The 18101-nt window shown below is 57.5% G+C and carries 16 protein-coding genes and 1 pseudogene; 5 read left to right on the top strand and 12 right to left on the bottom strand.

Annotated elements, in window-relative coordinates; translation table 11 throughout:
- Positions 1–16 precede the first annotated feature (16 nt).
- The 3 genes and pseudogenes from F451_RS26890 (at position 17) to F451_RS28855 (ending at position 2788) form a co-directional block, all read left to right on the top strand.
- Positions 17–2068: a sensor histidine kinase gene (locus F451_RS26890; RefSeq protein WP_020682822.1), complete on the top strand. Its 2052-nt coding sequence runs from the start codon at positions 17–19 to the stop codon at positions 2066–2068.
- 115 nt (positions 2069–2183) lie between these two features.
- A pseudogene (locus F451_RS28860) lies at positions 2184–2485 on the top strand (transposase); the annotation flags it as partial.
- A gap of 27 nt (positions 2486–2512) precedes the next feature.
- Positions 2513–2788, top strand: coding sequence for a TetR family transcriptional regulator C-terminal domain-containing protein (locus tag F451_RS28855; RefSeq protein WP_051103966.1), 276 nt, complete (start codon positions 2513–2515; stop codon positions 2786–2788).
- On the opposite strand, the gene F451_RS25975 is transcribed toward F451_RS28855, so the two are convergent.
- The 4 genes from F451_RS25975 to F451_RS0118080 form a co-directional block, all read right to left on the bottom strand.
- On the bottom strand, positions 2785–3405 hold the full coding sequence (locus tag F451_RS25975; RefSeq protein WP_020682820.1) for a hypothetical protein: 621 nt from the start codon (positions 3403–3405) through the stop codon (positions 2785–2787). The genes F451_RS28855 and F451_RS25975 overlap by 4 nt on opposite strands.
- Before the next feature lie 675 nt (positions 3406–4080).
- A complete protein-coding gene (locus tag F451_RS25970) occupies positions 4081–4776 on the bottom strand; it encodes an RNA polymerase sigma factor (protein WP_020682819.1) in 696 nt (231 codons plus the stop codon).
- Between the two features lie 17 nt (positions 4777–4793).
- Entirely contained in the window at positions 4794–5195 is a 402-nt protein-coding gene (locus tag F451_RS0118085) for a c-type cytochrome (protein ID WP_020682818.1), read from the bottom strand.
- A 9-nt stretch (positions 5196–5204) separates the two neighbouring features.
- Complete coding sequence (locus tag F451_RS0118080; protein ID WP_020682817.1) at positions 5205–5792, bottom strand: ferritin-like domain-containing protein; 588 nt, start codon at positions 5790–5792, stop codon at positions 5205–5207.
- Positions 5793–6471: 679 nt separating this feature from the next.
- Between F451_RS0118080 and F451_RS0118070 the strand changes: the two genes are divergently transcribed.
- Together F451_RS0118070 and F451_RS0118060 are read left to right on the top strand one after the other, a co-directional pair.
- Positions 6472–8193, top strand: coding sequence for a peptidoglycan-binding protein (locus tag F451_RS0118070; protein WP_205624036.1), 1722 nt, complete (start codon positions 6472–6474; stop codon positions 8191–8193).
- Positions 8194–9017: 824 nt separating this feature from the next.
- Positions 9018–9974: an AraC family transcriptional regulator gene (locus F451_RS0118060; protein WP_020682813.1), complete on the top strand. Its 957-nt coding sequence runs from the start codon at positions 9018–9020 to the stop codon at positions 9972–9974.
- Between the two features lie 28 nt (positions 9975–10002).
- Here the strand turns inward: F451_RS0118060 and F451_RS0118055 are convergent, their stop codons facing one another.
- From F451_RS0118055 to F451_RS0118025, 8 genes are all read right to left on the bottom strand, one after another.
- Positions 10003–10803: an IclR family transcriptional regulator gene (locus F451_RS0118055; protein WP_169434534.1), complete on the bottom strand. Its 801-nt coding sequence runs from the start codon at positions 10801–10803 to the stop codon at positions 10003–10005.
- Positions 10804–11061: 258 nt separating this feature from the next.
- Entirely contained in the window at positions 11062–11772 is a 711-nt protein-coding gene (locus tag F451_RS0118050; protein WP_020682811.1) for an ABC transporter ATP-binding protein, read from the bottom strand.
- A gap of 84 nt (positions 11773–11856) precedes the next feature.
- Positions 11857–12684 (bottom strand): ABC transporter ATP-binding protein, encoded by an 828-nt coding sequence (locus F451_RS0118045; RefSeq protein WP_020682810.1) that lies wholly within the window; start codon positions 12682–12684, stop codon positions 11857–11859.
- Positions 12681–13640 carry a branched-chain amino acid ABC transporter permease gene (locus F451_RS0118040; protein ID WP_020682809.1) on the bottom strand — a complete coding sequence of 320 codons (960 nt, stop codon included), beginning with the start codon at positions 13638–13640 and terminating at the stop codon, positions 12681–12683. The genes F451_RS0118045 and F451_RS0118040 overlap by 4 nt, the downstream gene beginning before the upstream one ends.
- A gap of 42 nt (positions 13641–13682) precedes the next feature.
- A complete protein-coding gene (locus F451_RS0118035; RefSeq protein WP_020682808.1) occupies positions 13683–14546 on the bottom strand; it encodes a branched-chain amino acid ABC transporter permease in 864 nt (287 codons plus the stop codon).
- Positions 14547–14663: 117 nt separating this feature from the next.
- Positions 14664–15839: an ABC transporter substrate-binding protein gene (locus F451_RS0118030; RefSeq protein WP_020682807.1), complete on the bottom strand. Its 1176-nt coding sequence runs from the start codon at positions 15837–15839 to the stop codon at positions 14664–14666.
- 475 nt (positions 15840–16314) lie between these two features.
- On the bottom strand, positions 16315–16470 hold the full coding sequence (locus F451_RS27320; protein ID WP_083928481.1) for a hypothetical protein: 156 nt from the start codon (positions 16468–16470) through the stop codon (positions 16315–16317).
- 38 nt (positions 16471–16508) lie between these two features.
- A complete protein-coding gene (locus F451_RS0118025; protein ID WP_020682806.1) occupies positions 16509–17690 on the bottom strand; it encodes an acetyl-CoA C-acyltransferase family protein in 1182 nt (393 codons plus the stop codon).
- Positions 17691–18101: the final 411 nt, after the last annotated feature.

Below are 18101 nucleotides of genomic sequence, written 5' to 3'. Positions count from 1 at the left end.
GGAAGGAGTGTCGAAGGTGTCGATTTATCAACGCATTATCGTGGCCTGTACGGGGTTGGCGATTGCGGCCATTGTAGCTTTTGGGCTGTTGTCCTACCGCAGTGGCCAAGAGTTGTTACAGATGTCCGTGCGTGATCGGTTGGATGCTGTGGCCAGCAATCAGCGTGACAAGATCACCGAAGTCGTGAAGGCTTGGGAAGATCGAGTCGCTCTGATTGCCAGCCGGACGCAGCTGCGCATGAGTCTCAAATCCTATCTGGCGACCAAGGACCCCGAATCCTTCGCCAGAATCACCCGAATACTTTCAGATGCCCAGCAATCGGTACGGGCGGTACATTCCATTGCAGTTGCTCCCCTGCAAGGCCCTTCGGTCGCTCAGTCAGGACCTCCACTTGATGGCGTCAAACGGTCAATCCGCTTTCGTGCGCTGGCCCAAGAGGTGCAACTGGTCGCGATGTTATTGGATGGGCAGGGGCAATTGTTCGTACAGTACGAGATGCCGATGCGGTTAGAGGCAACGCCGATCGGCCGGGTCACCGTGACACTGCGCGCGGATGAGCTGCTCAAGGCCACCCGGGATTTCACCGGGCTGGGGGCGTCAGGCGAAACCATGTTGGTGGCGTTCAATGCAGACAATCAGCCTGTCTATCTCGCCCCTTTGCGCCATGACTCTACTGTCGCCCTGGACCCCTTGCCAAACGACGAAGGGGTCGGAAAAGCGCTGATCGAGGCGCTGTTCGGAAATAATGGCCTATTGGAGCACAGTGTCGACTATCGCGGCCAGGACGTCATGGCTGCGACTCGCTATCTGGCGGAACCGGGGTGGGGCGTGGTGGTTAAGATGGACCAGAACGAGATTTCCGCCCCGGTATTGGACTATCAGAATCAGCTCACGTGGCTGGCCGTCATTCTGCTGTTGGTCGCGGTTGTACTGGGGGTGCTGCTGGCCAGAGCAATTGTCCGACCGGTGGTGAAATTGGCTTCCGATACTCGCCGAATCCGGCAGGGAGACCGGGACCTGCGTGCCCAGGTCAGCCCGCGTCAAGCGCGTGAACTTAAAGAGTTGGCCGTGAGCTTCAATAGCTTGACCGACAGCCTGATGGAGGCCAATGCGACTCTGGAGAAACGCGTCGAGGAACGCACGGCCGAATTGCAGACGCTCAATGAACGGCTGGAGCACCGCGTCGAGGCGCGTACCGGGGCGCTCCGTGAGAAGAATGAAGAGTTGACATCTGCGCTGAACGACCTCAATAAAGCCCAGGAAGAACTGGTCCGGGTCGAGAAGATGGCAGCCCTCGGTGGGCTGGTGGCCGGCGTGGCGCATGAGATCAATACGCCGCTGGGGATCGGCATCACAGGGGCATCACATTTGAAGGATGCCATAAGGGACATTGAGAAGCGCGCCGAATCCAACCAGATCACCCGAGGCGATCTCAGTCGGTTCTTGAATTCAACCAAACAGTCCTGCGACGTGATGCTGGCGCAGCTCAGCCATGCTGCCTCTTTGGTATCGGACTTCAAGCAGGTCGCTGTCGATCAAGCCAATCCCGACATCCGGACTGTGGAGCTGGATCGTTATTTGGAGAAGGTTGTCGTCACCTTGCAACCCAAGTTCAAACACACGCCACATATCATCACGGTTTCGACCCCCGGGGACATAACCATCACAACCTGCCCGGGTGCCCTGGCACAGGCATTGACAGCATTGATTACGAACTGTCTAACTCATGCATTTGACGGCGATGACTGCCAATCCGGTGAAATCATTATATCTGCTGAAACTACTCGTTACGGCTGCTGCCTTCGTGTCTGCGACAATGGCAAAGGCATCAAGCCGGAACACCTGCCGAAAATATTCGACCCCTTCTTTACCACCGCGAGAGGAAGGGGGGGATGCGGACTGGGACTGAGCATCGTTCACAATATCGTGACAGAAGTGCTCAAGGGCAGCATCAGTTGCGAAAGTCAGCCCAGTGAGGGTACCTGCTTCTCGATTCAGATTTCAGAACTGAACCAGAGGGTAGGTGGAGACACCACACTGGATGCTGCTTTGATCAGCTCGTCGTAATCATGCTGAGGTTATTCGGGAATTTAAATAATAAGTACTCATGGTTGAACGGCGAGAGGTAGCCAACTGCTGACAGTGATACGCTTCAGCTCACTAAAGTAGATTCAGTCTCACCATGAGCTATCAGCAGTTGACCGAGGGAAAACGGTACCAGATATTGGCTCTCCATGCGCAGGGATGTTCGCCAGCAGCGATCGCCACCGCAGTCAATGTTCATCGCTCCACCGTCTACCGGGAGCTTAAACGTAACGGGCGTGCTGGTGCTTATGAGCCCACGCAGGCGCTGCTACCGCAATGACGCGCCGAGCCGGCGCGCATAAGTACCATGTACCGGAGCAGACAGTCCTGTACGTGGAGTTGGCACTCTCCTGGCAGTGGAGCCCAGAACAGATCAGTAGTATCGGCAAACGCCTCGGCGAACGGTGTGGAAGTGCTCCGAGTGAGATGTGCCTGCTGGTCAAGACCCGATTCGAATTGGCCGGCAAGGACGAAACGTTATGTCGGCGCGCCCATAGCCACCTCAAGAATACCGAACAGCTGTTTACCCGGCTGCTCGACCAGGCGCGCGATAATGGCGAACTCGCTGCCGGCACTGACACGCGGGTTCTGGCACGACATCTTCAGATCCAGTTGATGGGGCTGCGAAGCTACAAGGCTTGTAACGGCGACACTGCAACGATCGAGTCCGCAATTGATCACCTTTTTACCGGTCATATCTAACTGAATTCGACTTTGCTGCTGTACCTGTAAAGCAGCGTGCCGTAGAAGATCAGTATATATCCGAGTAGTTCCAAGCTTTCCTGAATGCTGTTCTTGATCAAAGCTTCATCAACCTCGGGCAGGACAAGTGCCCAGAGCGATCCGGTACCCATGACGCGACTGAAGAATAACAGGATGGCGAGCCCAGTCAGTATGTAATTGAAGGTCATTGAGCGTGTTGCCGCAGCCATGGCGGGCAGGATGGAGCGACGTTGCGAAGCGGCAAGCAGTAGTGTCGTCAGGGCAGTCAGCGTCGCTGGATATACCCAGAAACCATGGCTGATCAGATCGAACAGGGCATCCTGCTCCCGTATGAACATACAGCTGAAGAAACCGGCTACCAGGGTGTAAAAGCCGCGGCCAGATGGTCGACGCACCGACAGTCTCCAGAATATGACACAGGAGCAGAGCAGGAGGAACTCTTGGGAAAGCTCAGTCGCACTGAATTCCGAAACTTCATCATTGAGTATCACAGTGTCTAGCAACAGCGCTAGTGGTGCCCAAAGCATGGCGAGTGCCAGAACGAAAAAACGAATCAGGGCGCGAAGAATGGTGGTTGAGGGGGAAGAATATTCCATTTCAGTCCGATCAGGATGGCCAAAGACCTGATGATAACGAAAAGTCGCCGATCACGTGTACTCATTGCTGCGGTGCAAGCAATATTGCCGCGTGAGTTGGTTCACAGCTTGCCGATATCGGTCAAATAGGTTTTTTTCATTCGCTTGTTCCTTGACTTGCCGTTCGGCAGAATTGACCGGTACGCTGTTCAAATACTTCAAATACTTCAAATACTTCAAATACTTCAAATACTTCAAAGAGTTCCGGGGACAGTATACCGAACTCCAAGATCTAGGCTGACGCAAGCGTATGACAGCGCCATCGCTTTATAAGGCGTGCAAGGAGTCTTCGTAAGGAACAGCATTCGCCTGGAGGGCGAGCTCCTACGGTTAGTGCAGTACCGGAAGGCGGAAGGTACGTTATAAAGGGGACAGTATACCTATTTTCCAGCTTATCAATGTCGGCTTTGTGCCGTTTTCGGCGCGGCGGTCAATGAGGCTTCGCGCGTGGTAAGGGATGTGCAGGCAACTGGGTCAGCGCATCCTGCTGTAGCAGGCGTTCGCGTGTAGCTGCCGGCAGCCGCTGCGGCCGCTGGGGCGTCACAGGCTACGCGGTGTGGAGGGCTCACAGGAGCTTTTTACCCTCGCGGACTCCGGGCCGGGATGAGGCGGGCCATCCGAACGCGTCTTCGGGACCTAACTGCCCGGCGGCCCGGGTTCATCCTTAGCCAGGCGGTTCAGGACCCGGGATACCATTGCGTCGCAGCGCCGGCCGGCGAACTCGTGCAGATGCAGGCCGGCCCCCTCTATATGGACGTCGAGCAGGGTCCGCAGCAGGCGTTTTCCCCTGAGGTATCGGGTCTTGACCAGCTGTTCGTCTATGCCGAGCATGCGGGCCGTATCCCGGGTATCCAACTGCTGGACAGCCCGCATCATGAACACTTCCCTGTAGATCAACGGCAGCTGATCTACGGCCTGTTCGAGCAGAGCGCGCAGTTGTTGCTGCGAAGCCTGGTCGAGGGGCTGCAAAAAAACCTGGTAGTGGTCGGGCTGCTCGGCCATGTCGATATACTCCTGTGCCGCGACGGGCTGGGTCTTGCGCAGACGCGCCAGCGCCTCGTTCCTGGCGATACTGCAGAGCCAGGCGCCGAGGCCGTCGGGCCCCTTGAATTGATCGAGCCGGCGAAAGCCCTTGACGTAGGCGTCCTGCATCGTGTCCAGCACGTCCTGTTCGTGGTGCAGAATGCTGCGCACCAGGCGGTAGATGCGCTGGTTGTAGCGGCGCATGATCCATTCGAACGCGCCGCGCTCGCCATCGAGCACGCGTGCCACCAGTACCCAATCCGGGACAGGGGGGGCGATATTCGCGTCGGTCGGTGTCGTTCCGTTCATTTTCACTCCTGTCCTGCTCACTGATTCGGGCACAGGGTTGCCAAGGTCGAGGCCCATTCGAGGTATCCGATCAGCAAGACCCGCTGCGAAGGCTCGGCGATGCCGGCGTAGCCCATGGTCGTGCCGGGAATCATCTCGAGCGGGCCGGCGAGAAAGCGGTCCAGCGTCCGGCGGCTCCAGACGATGTTTGCATCGCGCATGGCCTGCGAGTACCCGTACCCTTCGAGGCTGCCGGCGCGTCTGCCGAACAGCCCGCAGTGCCGGGGGCCTGTGCGGTCGTACGCTAGGGCGTGGCAGCCCTGGCAGCGCTGATACAGCTCGGCGCCCGCCTGCCGTTCGGACGGCGTCAGCCCGCCGGCCAAGAGCGGGCCGGCGAATATGGCCAGAGGCAGCACGGCCTGTCGAAGCAAAAGCGTCATGCCCGCCCCTCAGGAAAAGAAGGCGCCGGGCACCGGGTCCAGTCCGATGCTGTGTCGCAGCACCGCCCAGTGCATGGCCTCGTCCGCCAGGATGCTGGCTGCTGCGCCCGCCAGGTCCGAATTCGCGAACAGCGGGATGGCCCCGGCATAGGCGCTCACGGCGCCTCGTTCGAGTCCGGCGGCGAAGGTCAGCACGTCCTGCTCGCTAGCAAGCGTGTCGACCGGAAACCGGTACTGCGCCTGCGGTTCGGCCGGCTTGCCGCCGAGCGTGCGGATGGTCTGGCTCAGCAGATCGGCATGTTCACGGTGGTGCCCCTGGAACTGCACCGCGACAGGCAGCACGGCCCGGGACAGCAAGCCACTGTCGGCCCCGAGTTGGTAGGCGGCTACCGCCTCGAATTCGGCCCTGAGGGCGGTATTCAGGATGTTGAGGTCTTGCGTCCTGCTGCCATCACTATAGTCGCCGGTACCGGCGCGGGCCCGGCTCTGGCTACACCCGGCAAGCATGGCGACGGCTGCCGCCGATAGCGTCAGGCCGGCGCCCCGGACAAGAAGGCCGCGACGTTGCGTGTTGAGGTAGGTCTCGACTGTTTTCATGGTTCCTCTCCTGCTGGGTGTAACGCTTTGTTTAACCCCTAGAAGCAGGCAGGCGGCAAAAGGTGACAAGCGACAAGAAGATTTTCGACGGCGGCGAGATCGGCTTTGCTGTCTGACCCCAATACCTGTGACCCCAATACTTGAGAAGAATTATGCTTGTACCGGCCCGGTACGGGCATTTTTCTGCGCATCGAGGTTCGAATTGGTAATGTCGTCTTGCCGAAAATCGTCCCAGGACACAATGTGATCCTCCTTAAGTTCAAAAGAGAAATATTGTGCCTTTTGGTCTGAGCCCGCCTAGCGGCAGGTGGTGAATCCAGCCAACGACTCCTGGTGACCGTACCGGTAGCCACCTTAAAAATGGATGGGAAGCCTGCTGGAAAGTAGAGAGTGAACCGCCTTGGCTTTACCGGAAACTACAACCCTGAAATGATGAAGTCTTCGGAGGTCTTGGGGGAGTTCTCGAAACATGAAGAATCAGACGAAGCGTCCGCGAAAGCAGGGCAACTCCATTCAGTTATACTAGACTTGGTTAAAAGGATTTACCTACCCGAAGAGGGCCTGATCATTGCCGCCTCTCTTGGGGTCTTAGTCATCCGGCGATTAAAGTACAGGGCAGTAAGCGGTGGCTCCGGGCCGAATGCGCCGGATGCACCCGAGCGAATTCGGAGATATACGGATGGTCTACCACACCCTCACCTCACAAAAGGGGCGGCAGCCCACAAACGACCAAATCAGGCAGGGAAACAAGGCCTATGTCTCCTGCAGGCATCACCCTTCGGTGTCAGAAATACTGCGCACGGCAACGTCGCGCTCTCCGGAAAATCCTCAACAGCTGCGACAAACCGCGGAATTTGGCGTATCCGGGGCACCTACCCCGGTGCAGAATCGCATGAGCTACCGCCGTACACTCGGCCCTGCAGTGGACGCGGTGGGAGTCCACCGCGATGAGACGGCCGCTCACGCTTGCAGGATGTTGAATACGCCAGCGTACAGCTACCAGGGAGATATCGCACTGGGTGCTTCGGGTGTTGACCAGCACGTACTGGACCATGAGACGTGGCATGCGGCCAACCAGCGTCGCGTTCCCATGGATAACGAAGTCAGCAGAGTCAGAGCGAGTGACACCACGGAGGAAACGAATGCCAGTCATTTTGCCGCAACAGGGGGGCGTGTCATCCCCCAACCGGTAGAACAAGCATCCAACCGGGTTCCGCGCCTAAGCCTCTACTCAAAGAAGAACTTTGGCGGCAAGGAGTTCCGGCTTTCCGATGATGAGAAAATGGCGGTGCGACAGGACACCAACCTGGTCGCTCGGCACACGTTTTACGGCTCAAAGCACTTCTATGCCAAGCCGGGTTTAATCACCGCAGCAGATACCAGGCTGCAGGGTCAGAAATCTGCCATATCACTGGGCCGGGAAGCGGTCACGCTGACCATCCAGGCGGGGCAGCCGGCGATCACCGGTACACTGACCTCTCCACGCTTCTCAGGGGACCCACGACTACAAGCGATTCTGCAGGGGGTGCGCAGCGAATATATTCGCTGGGGCTCTACCGGCACTTCGGTAGAAACGGTTCAGCGAGCGCTGATCGACGCGGGCCACCCGCTCCCGAAGTACGGTCCGGATGGTACCGCTAAAGGCGAGACCAAGTCTGCGATTAAATCGTTTCAGCGTTCGGTCGGACTGGTCGGCAAAGAGGTGGACGGGGTCGTCGGGCCTACCACGATGGGACATCTCGATAAGGCCTTCGGCGGCGGTCCCAAGCCCGCAGTACCGGCCAAGGTACTCCACCGGATAAGTGCCAGCAACGTGAACACCGGCACTAGCGGATTGTCTATGACCATCGTCGACGATTGTGGTGGCGCGGCCAAGACGATCATGATGGGCGCCAAATCTGGATTCGATACATCTGCGCCTCAAGGGGGCAACAATATCAAGGGCCTCTACCGGCTTGGCGGCGTGTTGTACCAGACGCCTACTTTCACCACCTCGAAGCAGGTGCGGGACCACGTGATCAAGAAGATCATGGGCAAATCGACTGCTGCAGCGGCATTGAGCGAGTACTGGAGCAAATCAGCCGCCGAGCGGGATCAAATCGACAAAGATGCTGAGATCAACCAGTACGCGAAAGTGCAGACCGGCGAGTCACACAGTATTGTGCGTGGTGACAGCGTGGGCTGGAACTGGCACTGGGGCGCCGTCATCATGCGTTCCGGTTCGGACAACGTCACGCTGGAAAATTTTGCAGGGAGTGGCTCCCATGCCTGGGATTTCCAGATGTACGCCACAAGTGGAGCACAGTCGTTCCATATGGAGCAGAAAAAACGGCTGCAGTCGGACGTTGCGACACCAGAGTATGGCTACAAACCGATCACCGTTCGTATAAAGCCGGCTTAGCGTCAACCACCGGGAATTGAAAGAGTTTGAATACCGCACTGCCGTTACTGCTTACACGGGAACACCTGGAGCCGGCCTATGGCCGACGCTGCCGCGTGGAGGGACGCTACGAGATAATGCCCTTCGAGAATAAAAAAGGCCGAGTGTTTGTGCATTGGCCAGTGGTGGTACTAAACGACGGCACCTCTATCCTTCTAAACTCTTTCTGGCAGCACAAGAACGGTCGGTCTGCAGACGAACGGACTGAACTCGTTGGCAGCCGAGTCCAGATTGAGGGAGTCCTGCACCGCGAACCACCGACCGACGCGTACTCGCAGAATGTTGCAATTCCCACTGTTTCACCCGTGGAGTTTGTCTGGTCCGATTTGCCTGAGTGAGAGCTCGCCGCGTTGCGGCAGTGAACCAGACTCTCCACCTAACCCGGTTCTAGAGTGACCCACCGATAGGCCTATCCCCTAAGCACAATTTACCGCTCACCGGGCGGGTGCTTGCCGCTTGAACGTCACCTTGTGGTGATGCATTCATGATGCGACCGGCGGACAAGTGCGCTTATGTATTCAGAATGCAGTTTTTAGGGACGACTAGGAAGCTGACACCAGGAAATAGAGTTTTTATCTGATTTTCCAGTACGAAGTGGTTAAGAATTGTGGGGCAGGTCAGAAGGGGCACAGAGGGCATCCAGACTTTTCTGTGTTAAGTACAGCTACGGCCTCGAATCCGCACATGCCCGGCGTGAAGCGTTTTCATGGCGGGCGCGGTTGAGTCGATTTGATCATTCACATATAATTAACGCAATTACAATAATGATAAATAAGGTGTTACGGATGCTGAATCACCTGCTGTCCAACAGTGTCGTACGCAAGGGTGTGTGCCCCGAGGACGTGTCGGACTACGTCAACACCCATATCGGGCAGCATCGTCTTGCGCTGCTAGGCTCGGGCAAGATGAAGTCGTCGCTGCGCTATGCCAGTTTTGCCCGCCTGGGCCTGTCGCATATCTCATATGGCGGCAAGGTGCGGGTCCACTCGCCGGATCTGGAAGAGGTCTACCACCTGCAGGTGGTTACCAGCGGCTACTGCATCTGGAATTTCGATGAGGATCGGTTGTCATTGTCCGCCGGACAGGCGCTGATGATGAATCCACACGAAAGAAGTGATCTGACCTATTCCGAAGATTGCCAGAAGCTGATTGTCAAAATTCCCGAGTCCGTTCTCAAGGCCGCCTGCGTTGAAAATGGCCGCGCGTTGCCCCGCGATGGGCTGCGTTTTCAGCGTCAGGTCATGAACCTGGATGCGTCCATGGCGTTTATGCGTCTGGTTGAAGCGGTGTATGAAGAGGCGTCCGAGAGCGGTAGCGATACTGCCAGCGTATCCGGCGCCTACGCTGACCTGCTGGCCAACAAGCTGCTGACGGTGTTCCCCTGTAATCTGGCAAAAGACAATGCCGCGTGTGGTGCAGATGGATCGCTGGCGCTTATTCGGCGTTATCTGCAGGAGCACATCCGCGACGAGGTGACCGTCGAAGAGCTGGCTGTGCTGTGTAACGTGAGTGTGCGCAGCCTCTACAACGTGTTCGCCCGCGAGGTGGGCGTTACCCCGAAGCTATTTATCAAGCAGATGAAACTGCAGTGCCTGCATGCCGACCTGAAGCAGGGAATTAATGCACGCAACGTAACCGAGGTTGCCCTGGATTACGGTTTTAGCCACCTGGGGCGCTTCTCATCGGACTATCGCAAGATGTTCGGTGAGCTGCCATCCGAAACCCTGCGCCGGGTACGCTAGCCGCGGTATATATAGCGGCGAACAGCGTTCATACGGCAGTGCCACAAATGAGCTTGGTGGTGCCGCGCACCGTGGCGGACAGCAGGCGTTCCAGGCGCTGCCCGGGGCGCACGTCGGTGTCACTGGCCATCCCCATCAGACTGATCACCGCCTGTATCTGCCCGCTGAGATTGAATACCGGACTGGCGATAACGTTGATATCCGGCAGAAAGTCACCGTAGAAGCAGGACAGGTTGTCATCCTTTATTGCTTCCATCAGCGTGTAAAACTCCTCCCTGTTCAGCTGTTTGCCCTTGAGACGGGGCAGAGCTTTGGGAGACTGGTAATAGTCGTCGATGATCTGGTGCTGCCGGTCGTGGGGCAGGTGGGCCAGAAACAGCCGGCCGGCAGCGGAGAAGAAGGGCGATAGCTCGCTACCAAGGCGTATGTTCACCGCCAGTACCTGGCTGGAATCCAGCCATTTGACGATCAGTGGCATGTTGCCGTTCCAGATCGCCACCGATACGGTGCGATCCGTGGCAAGGTTAAGCCTTGTCGCAGCATCGAAGGTAATGGGCATGGGATCAATGCGCTTGAGCGCCGCCATTCCGAGCGTCAGGCTGGCGGAGGCCAGGGTGTAACGCGCGTTCTGAACCTGCACAATGTAATTCATGCGACTGAGGCTGATAAGGTACTTGTGCAGCCGGCTCGAAGATAGCTCCAGTTGATCGGACAGCTCTTTCAGGCTCAACGGCTTGGGGGAAAATGCGATTTCGTTAAGTACCCGCAGCCCGATTTCCAGTGAACCGATACCCTGGCGGCTGTGCTTGTCGTCCGAAGCTTCTGACATCTTGGCTGGCATCTTTTTACCTTCGTCCTTTGCGTTGCTGTCAAACGCCCGTGTATCGCAGCATAGTAGTATTAACCTGGTGGACAAATAGGTTCCCTACCTGGTTGTCCGTCACCCCACAAAATGCAACAGCACAGCAAGGTCTGTTTTGTCGCCAGATTAATAACACCGTTCTCTGAATGGTGCGCAGTCTGCAATGCAGATGCTGCTGCAGTCAACCGTTGGCGAGGCGACCAAGGCCTGCGCCCCGCCGCGGTGTTACACGCCCAGGTGCGATTCCACTTCGTCGCGTTTTGCCAGCAGTTGCTGGCTGTCGCCCTCAAATACGACACGACCCTTTACCAGCACGATATGGTGATCGCATATTTTCTCCAGCACCTGGATGTTTTTGTCGACAATCAGGGTGGAGACACCGCTGGCCTTGATCGTGCGGATGACATCCCATATTTCCTTGCGGATCAGCGGTGCGAGCCCTTCGGTGGCTTCGTCAAGAATCAGCAGGTCCGGGTTGGTCATCAGGGCGCGGCCAATGGCAAGCATCTGCTGCTCGCCGCCGGACAACTGGGTCCCGAGATTGGTGAGGCGTTCCTGCAGTCGGGGAAAGGTTGCCAGTACCCGGTCGTAATCCCACAGCACTTCACGCCGGCGGTTGGGGCGCGCCGCCATCTGCAGGTGCTCTTTCACCGTAAGATTGTGAAACATGCCACGCCCTTCGGGCACATAGGCGATATCGCGTCGCATGCGCTGCCAGGTGGGCAGGGCGTCGATGTCTTCATTCTGAAAGCGAACCTGACCACTGCGCGGTGTCAGTACGCCAAGGATGGATTTGAGCGTGGTTGTCTTGCCCATGCCATTGCGTCCCATCAAACTGACGGCCTGGCCCTGCTTGATGTCGAATGAAACACCGTGCAAGACGTGGCTGGCGCCATACAGGGTATGCAAGCTCCGTACTTCAAGTAAATTGCTCATGTTCGAATGCCTCTTACCGCCAGGCTGTCACCGTAAAGCGTATGCAGATTACGCTGATGATAATTCGCCAGAAAATTGCTCATCTCATATCACCTCGTCGCCCTGGCCCAGATAGGCTTCTTTGACTCGTTTATCGTCACGCACCTGGTCTACCGTGCCGGTGATCAGGTGCTGGCCATCGACCATCACGGTGAGCTGATCCGACAGCTCAAATACCGCGTCCATGTCGTGTTCCACCAGTACGATGCAGTAGTCCTGCTTCAGGGTCTTGAGCAGGGCGATGATTAGCTGCGACTCTTCATGGCCCATACCGGCCATGGGCTCATCGAGCAGCAGTACCGAGGGGGCGGTGGCCAGCACCGTGGCGATTTCCAGCTGTCGCTGCTCACCGTAGCTGATGCGCGAAGCTACCGCATCGCGCCGATGTTCCAGCCCCACTTTCGCCAGTGCCTGTTCCGCCATCTCGGTGAGGAGTTTTTCGCTGTGGCGCGAACGGAAAATATTGAAGCTGCCCCCGACGCGGCGCTGCGCTGCGATGCTGCAGTTTTCCAGGCAGGTCGCGCTGGGATAAATATTGGTTTTTTGAAACCCCCGGCCAATGCCACGGCGGCTGAACTCATGGGGCTTGATCGAATCAATGGCATCACCGAGATGCAGAATTCGCCCCCGGGTTGGCTTGTAGGTGCCGCATAAAAGGTTGAGCAGAGTGCTCTTGCCGGCCCCGTTGGGGCCGACAATGCCATGCAACTGGCTGTCGCGAAACTGCAGCGACAGGTCGTCAAGGGCCTTGAGTCCGCCCCAGTATTTGCACAGGCCTTCGGTTTCGAGCACCACTTTGGTTTCGCTCGCCAGGCCCCGTGGTGTGAGGGATTCGGTGAGGGCGGCGGGTTGCAATGGGGTATGACTGGTCATTTGCGTTTCTCCACCAGGGATTCCAGATATCCGGCCAGGCCATGCCTGAATGCCAGTACCATCAGGATGATCAGCACCCCCATGGGCAGCATCCAGTTCTCGGTCAGGTGTTCGAAGCCATAATGCAGCCCCTCGTAGACGAAGGTACCGAGAATGGCACCGTAGAGGGTCCCCATGCCGCCGAGTATCGACATCACCAGCGCGGTGCCGGATGTCTGCCACGACAGCATCGACGGGTTCACGAAGCCGTACTGCAGTGCGAACAGGTAGCCTGCGTAGGCACCCAGTGCCGAGGCAATCACGTAGCTGGCGAGGCGAAAATGGAACACGTTGTAGCCGAGCGCCGTGGTGCGCTCTGGATTTTCCTGCACGGCATCGACTATGCGGCCAAACTTGGAGCGCATGACCAGCTTGAAAAACAGCAACACGTTAAACAGCGACAACAGGCACAGGTAGTAAAAATGTACCGGGTTATCGAGATCAAACAGACTCAGGCCAAAAACGTCGGTCTCGGGTTTGATATAAATAAATACGCCGTCGTTACCGCCAAAATCCGTTGAATCCGAGAAGAAATAGAAGCACATCTGCGCCAGTGCCAGTGTGATCATGATCATGTAGATGCCACTGGTTCGCAGCACGATAAAGCCAACGACAAGGGCGATCAGCGAGGCGATTGCCAGTACATAGAAGGTATAAACCCAGAAATTGACCGCTTCATATTCGGGCGTTAGCATCACGAATAGATAGCCGCCCAGGCCATAAAACAGCGCATGGCCGAGGGTAACCAGGCCGCAACGGCCTACCAGGTAATCCAGCGACATGACAAAGATTGACAGAATCAGGATGGTCGCCAATTTGTTTACATAAAAAGTGTTCTGTTCCAGCAGCAGTGGCATTAACAACGCCAGTGGGAAGAACACCCAGACAAACAGTTTTTCCGCGCGATTGGTAAACATGCAATTTTCTCCAGACTTGATTGGCGAGCTGAGTTGACGCGCTCAATGCGCAAAGAGCCCCTTGGGCTTCACCAGCAGCACAACCGCCATCAGGATATAGATCATCATGCTGGACAACTGCGGGAGCATGATCGAGGAAAAGGTATCGACAATGCCCACCATCAGGGCACCGACAAAAGCGCCCTTGATGGAGCCCATGCCGCCGATGACCACCACTACAAAGCAGGCGATCAGCACGTGTTCGCCCATGCCGGGCACAACGGAGACCATGGGTGCCGAGACGATGCCGGCGATGGCGGCCAGCGCCACACCGGTGGCAAACACCAGGGTGTAGAGGCGGTTGATGTTTACTCCCAGGCATTCAACCATATCGCGGTTGGACTCGCCGGCACGAATCAGCATGCCAAGTCGGGTACGGTTGATGGTCAGGTACATGCCAATGCCAATCAGAATGCACAGGAGTGACACGAACAGTCGGTATACGGGGTATTCGATCATGTCAGTCAACGGGATGGCGCCGTCGAGCCAAGTCGGTACGGTCACGCCCAGAGGGTCGTTACCCCAGAGCAGACTTTGCAGCGCATTGAACACGAAGATCAAACCGATGGTTAGCAGTACCTGGTCAAGGTGATTGCGCCGGTACAGGCGGATGATCAGGGTGCGCTCGATCAGAATGCCGAGCAAAAGCGCAATAATGGCTGAAATCACCGCCGCCACACCGAAACTGCCGGTCGTGTTGACGAAGTAGTAGGCCAGGTAGGCACCAACCATATACATGGAGCCGTGAGCCAGGTTGAGAATGCCCATGACACCAAACACAAGTGTCAGGCCTGAGGCGATCAGAAACAGCAGCAGACCATACTGCACGCCGTTCATAAGTTGGAACAGAAACAGGGTTATATCCATCGTCGTGCGCCAGGTTGTCCGGCTGCCCGCGCATGGCCTTTTTGAGGCATGGCGGCAACGGGTAACCTGTACGAGCCCGCAAGGGGGCTCGCTCAGGTTGATTGCAGGAAAGGGGGCTTAGAGTTTGCAGCCGCGGGCCGGATCTTCAAGGGCCTGGGCGGCGATGCTCAGCACCTGGTTTTCGCCGTGCTCAACCTTGCGCAGATAGATATCCTGCACCGGGTTATGCGCCTTTGAAAACGTGAATTTGCCGCGCGGGCTGTCGATGGTGCTGGACTCCATGGCTTGAATCAGTGCCTTGCGATCGCTGATATCGCCGCCCAGGGTGTTTATGGCCTGGGCAATCAGCAGGCCCGCGTCGTAGCCCTGTACTGCATAGATATCGGCCGGCTTGCCAAAGCTGTCCTGGTAGTTCTGGCGGAATTTCTTGTTAGCCGGATTATCCAGGTTGTCGGCATAGTGCAGGGTGGTGAGAATGCCTTCGGCGGAATCGCCCTGGGCTTCCAGGGTGCCTTCTGTCAAAAAGCCCGACCCCAGCAATGGAATCTTGCCGTTAAGGCCCAGGGCCGCGTAATCCTTGACGAATTTGACAGCGCCGCCACCGGCAAAGAACACGAACACCGCGTCCGGCGCGGTCGCGGCGATATCGGTAATGTAGGGCTGGAATTCGGTTTTGGGGAAGGGTACCAGGATCTTCTTGACGATCTCACCACCGCCGGCGGTGAAGGATTCTTCAAACGCGTCCAGGCTTTCCTTGCCCATGCCGTAGTTCCAGCTCATGGTGACGACTTTTTTGTAGCCGGCATCGAGCGCCACCTTGCCCATGGGGTAGGACGGCTGCCAGGACGAGAACGAGGTGCGAAATACGTTGGGCGCACAGAGCGGGCCTGTCGCTGCCGCGGCACCGGCATTGGGAATGATCATGATCGCATCCTTGTTGCGCAGTACCTTGGACATGCCCATGGCAACACCGGAATGCACCGGTCCGATAATGAAGTCGGCCTTGTCCTTGTCGAGCAGGGAAGAGGCCAGTTCCGGCGCGCGCTCTGGTTTGGCTTCGGTATCCATTTCCAGAAATTCAATTTTGCGGCCGTGCAGCTGGGCGGTATTTTCCTGCAGCGCCATTTTCAAACCATTGCGTCCGGCGTCGCCAAGAGCGGCATAGACACCACTGAAGGGCAGCATGACGCCGACTTTGACAGGCTCTGCGGCAATGGCGGCCCCGGCACTGATCAGGCCAGCGGTCGCGCAGGTTGTCACCAGGTTGCGCAGTCTGTTTTTTTTGTTTTGCATGGCGGAAGACTCCCTTGAGTATTCGTTTTATAGCGGGAGAGTTATTGTTGAATGGAGGGCGGTTGCGGCAATAGCCATTGTCTGCACCGTTTTATCCGTTACATGCAAACCACGCTGTGCACTGCTTCCTGTTTACCTTGCGCTTACGTTGATAACGCCAAGATACGGCTGTATCGACGGTGTAGTGTCGATAAAATAGTTATTTTTCGATTACTTAAGAGATGTGTTTTGCGGCGGGAATAGCAGGGAAGCTGTTTTTGGGCCAGATCAGGTTGTGTATCAGAGACGCTCGAAGATTACCGCGATGCCCTGACTATCGCCGATGCACCAGCTTGCCAGGGCGTACTTGCCGGTTCGTTGATGGGGATGGGCGGTGCAGCCCATAGATGGCCTTGGTGGTCGTCCTGAATTGGAGAGCCGCGCCGGAACAGCCGATTGACTTTATGCCGGCGCGGTTTGGTCACCTAATCGCCTATCAGAGACGCTCGAAGATCACTGCGATGCCCTGACCGCCGCCGATGCACCTGCTTGCCAGGGCGTACTTGCCGGTTCGTTGATGGGGATGGGGGTGCAGCTCATGAATGGCCTTGGTGGTCGTCTTGAATTGGAGAGCCGCGCCGGAACAGCCGATTGGCTTATGCCGGCGCGGTTTGGTTACCTAATTGCCTATCAGAGACGCTCGAAGATCACTGCGATGCCCTGACCGCCGCCGATGCACATGGTCACCAGGGCGTATTTGCCACCGGTACGGTGCAGCTCATAGATGGCCTTGGTAGCGATAAAGGCGCCGGAACAGCCGATCGGGTGACCCAGGGCGATGGCACCGCCGTTGGGGTTGGTTTTGGCCGGGTCCAGTTCCAGCCCCTTGGCCACGGACAGGGCTTGGGCGGCGAAGGCTTCGTTGGACTCGATCACATCCATCTGGTTGAGGCTGAGGCCGGCTTTTTTCAGTGCCAGGCGCGAGGCCGGAATCGGGCCTTCACCCATGATGTGGTTAGGAACGCCGGCAACGGCGTAGGACACCAGACGGGCCAGCGGTGTCTGGCCGGCTTTGGCAGCCGTTTCGGCATTGGCCAGCACCATGAAGGCCGCGCCATCATTGAGTCCGGAGGCATTGCCGGCGGTGACGGTGCCGTCCTTCTTGAACGCCGGGCGCATCTTGGCCAGGCCTTCCAGGGTGGTACCGGGCTTAACGTGCTCGTCGGTCTCGAACGTGATATCGCCCTTGCGGCTCTTCAGCGTCACCGGCACGATCTGGGACTTGAAGCGGCCTTCCTCGATGGCGAGTGCTGCGCGACGGTGGGACTCCACGGCCACGGCATCCTGGTCTTCACGGCTCAGGTTCCATTTTTCCGCCAGGTTCTCGGCGGTAATGCCCATATGGCCGACGCCGAAGGGGTCATTGAGGGTCGCGACCATCATGTCGATCATGGTCGTATCGCCCATGCGCGCACCGGAACGCATGGCCGGCGACAGGTAGCCGGCGCGGGACATCACTTCAACGCCGCCACCGACGCCGTACTCACAGTCGCCAAGCATGATGGACTGGGAGGTGGATACGATGGCCTGCAGGCCCGAGCTGCACAGGCGGTTGACCGCCATGGCGACCGACTCCATCGGCAGACCCGCCTGAATCGAGGCCACGCGCGCCACATAGGCGAAGCGCGAGTCGGTGGGAATGCAGTGGCCTGCGGTCACATAGTTGATTTGTTGCGGGTCGGCGCCGGAGCGTTCCACCGCAGCCTTCATCACCTGGCCGGCCAGTTCCGCCGGTTCGATCTGGCTCAGTCCACCGCCAAAGGTGCCAATGCCGGAACGGGCTGCGCTTAGTACAACAACATCATGACTCATGGTCTGTTCTCCAGTCCTGGATGCGGGCTCTGGCGGTTGGCGTTTGCGCCGGGCACAGTTAAAAATGAGGTGCCAGTAGCCGTTGGGGAGGCTTGATTACAGGCTGTTCCGGCCGGCAAATCAAGTCCGTTTAGACTATTGTCGGGGTCGGTGGAGCGGTACGCGGATCGCGCAGCGCTTGATCAGGGGCCCGACAGTTACCGCATGATTAATGGATAAAGAAAACAGGGGCTGTACTGTGCGGCAGTGATAGGGACTATGCTTTCAATGACTGACAGGGCGTTGTTAGAGCAATCGTTAGCGCCCGGTTAGCGGTTGTGGCGCCGAGATCGACATCCTGTTGAAGGCGCTGCTTGTTAACCTGGTGGGAAAATAGGTTTTCGACCCGTTTACCACTATCTACAGGAAGTA

The organism is Marinobacterium rhizophilum DSM 18822 (genome assembly GCF_000378045.1).
Taxonomy (GTDB): domain Bacteria; phylum Pseudomonadota; class Gammaproteobacteria; order Pseudomonadales; family Balneatricaceae; genus Marinobacterium_A; species Marinobacterium_A rhizophilum.
The sequence above is the reverse complement of the archived record's forward strand: the minus strand, read 5'-3'. Positions and strand labels throughout refer to the sequence as shown.